General features: G+C 34.5%; 3 protein-coding genes and 1 pseudogene. All 4 read right to left on the bottom strand.

Annotation, left to right across the window (positions count from 1 at the left end; all coding sequences use genetic code 11):
- Positions 1–215: pseudogene (locus F6K13_RS30915) on the bottom strand (hypothetical protein); the annotation flags it as partial.
- A 36-nt stretch (positions 216–251) separates the two neighbouring features.
- A complete protein-coding gene (locus tag F6K13_RS30910; RefSeq protein ID WP_124144172.1) occupies positions 252–695 on the bottom strand; it encodes a hypothetical protein in 444 nt (147 codons plus the stop codon).
- A gap of 27 nt (positions 696–722) precedes the next feature.
- On the bottom strand, positions 723–914 hold the full coding sequence (locus F6K13_RS30905) for a hypothetical protein (protein ID WP_124144173.1): 192 nt from the start codon (positions 912–914) through the stop codon (positions 723–725).
- Between the two features lie 47 nt (positions 915–961).
- The coding region (locus tag F6K13_RS30900) for an ABC transporter ATP-binding protein (RefSeq protein WP_287289543.1) at positions 962–1,943 on the bottom strand (982 nt) is incomplete at its 5' end.

The following is a 1,943-nucleotide window of genomic DNA, read 5'->3' as shown; positions in this document are numbered from 1 at the left end:
TGCATACGCATTTGTTCTGGTTGAATTTTTCTACGATAGTACAGGGTGTCAAAAGTATTGGTGTTTGCGCAGCATTCCGCAGGAAAAGTTTCTCGGCATTCAGAACAATAATATCGTGGACTTCCACTACTTGTCTTTCCATGATACCCGAGTTTGATGATGGCCACACACAGGACATTCCATGATGATTGAAAGTATTTAGGAACAATAATCATCTGATCATTCCCACACTTTCTTGATGCACTACCAAATTATTTTATCAAATTGGTATTAATACATTCACTCATTTCTGTTTCTAATAATTTCAACAAAGTATCAACATCCTGACCCAGTTGTTCAAAACAGTCTGGTGGGGATATTTCTGGTTGAAAATAAACTAATTTAATTTGGCCATCACCAATAGCAATCATTAATACTTCTAATTCTGGTTTATAACCATCTATCAAACCCAAGATTTCCTGAATTTTACCATCAACATTGCGATTTAATCTTTCTATAGCTGCTTTTGAACAATATACGAATTTTGGTGTTTCTTTTAAATCAATTCCAATTGTCTCATCAGTTTCTCCCTTTTCCAAATGTAGACCCCATGCTAAAGCAGCTAATTCTTTTTGATTAGTTCTGACAAATTTATTTAATTGATGTTGCCAATTATTTTTACTATCGTTAGGTGGGTTGTCATTGAATATTGTCATAGTTTAAATGTGAAGTTAAAATTTTTTTTAAGGTAAATATACAGCATATTCGGTGGTATATGAAGTACAGAGATTAACAATTAAATGAATGCAAGTGCGGGCAAGATGCCCGCGGCGGGTGTACCTCATGCTTAGTACCTCTTGTTCAAAAGCTTCAGGAGTTTGACCTATTGCATCAGGAAAATTATCGGGATATTCAATTATCAATTGTGACACCATAGTTTTAATCAACTCCTATATTCAACTCCTATATTTTCATCCAATATTCATTTAATTGTTGAACTTAAACCAGATTGTACCCGCCATAAACCAGCATAAATTCCCGCACTTTCTAATAATTCTTCATGGAGACCAAACTCAACTATTTTGCCATATTCCATAACATAAATACAATCGGCATTTCTGATAGTAGAAAGACGATGAGCAATAGCAATAGTTGTACGATTTTGAGTAATTTTTTCTAAAGATTTTTGAATGGCTGCTTCAGTTTCATTATCTACTGCTGAAGTTGCCTCATCAAGTATCAAAATAGGAGGATTTTTCAACACAGCTCTAGCAATAGCAATTCGCTGTCTTTGACCCCCTGATAATTTCTGTCCTCTTTCACCAACAATAGTATCGTAACCCTGAGGTAACTTATTAATAAAATCATCCGCTTCAGCAATTTTAGCTGCTGCAATAATCTCTAGCAAAGTTGCATCAAAAGAGCCATAACTAATATTTTCTGCCACAGTTCCATGAAATAGAAATACATCCTGACTTACTAATCCTATTGCCCGTCGTAAATCTTGTAAATTAATTTGATTTATTTCAATTCCATCAAGAGTTATTTCTCCTGACTGAACTTCATAAAACCTCAGTAATAATTTGACTATTGTACTTTTTCCCGAACCTGTTGAACCGACAATTCCAATAGTTTTTCCTGCTGGAATTTTCAGGGAAATATTTTGTACAACTGGAAAGTTTTCCTGATAGGCAAAAGTAACATTTTTTAACTCTAATTCTCCCTTAACTGACTCAATAGATAAAGGTTTATCTCCCGGATGAATATTAATCGGAGTATCCAACAAATTCATCACCCGATTCGTAGAAGCCATAGTTCTTTGATATAGATCGAGAGTTTGCCCTAAACGAGTTAAAGGCCATAATAATCTTTGAGTTAAAAATACCATAACACTATAAGTACCTACGGCTAATCTACCAGCAACTGCTACTAATCCACCTAAGAATATAGTTGCCACAAATCCG

Source organism: Okeania sp. SIO2B9, from assembly GCF_010672505.1.
Classification (GTDB): domain Bacteria; phylum Cyanobacteriota; class Cyanobacteriia; order Cyanobacteriales; family Microcoleaceae; genus Okeania; species Okeania hirsuta.
Note: the sequence above shows the minus strand (reverse complement) of the source record. Positions and strands in the feature narration are given on the sequence as shown.

Bases quoted from the DNA above. Each gene is read 5' to 3' on its own strand.
- F6K13_RS30910 (WP_124144172.1), bottom strand. From the start codon at position 695: ATGACAATATTCAATGACAACCCACCTAACGATAGTAAAAATAATTGG.
- F6K13_RS30905 (WP_124144173.1), bottom strand. From the start codon at position 914: ATGGTGTCACAATTGATAATTGAATATCCCGATAATTTTCCTGATGCA.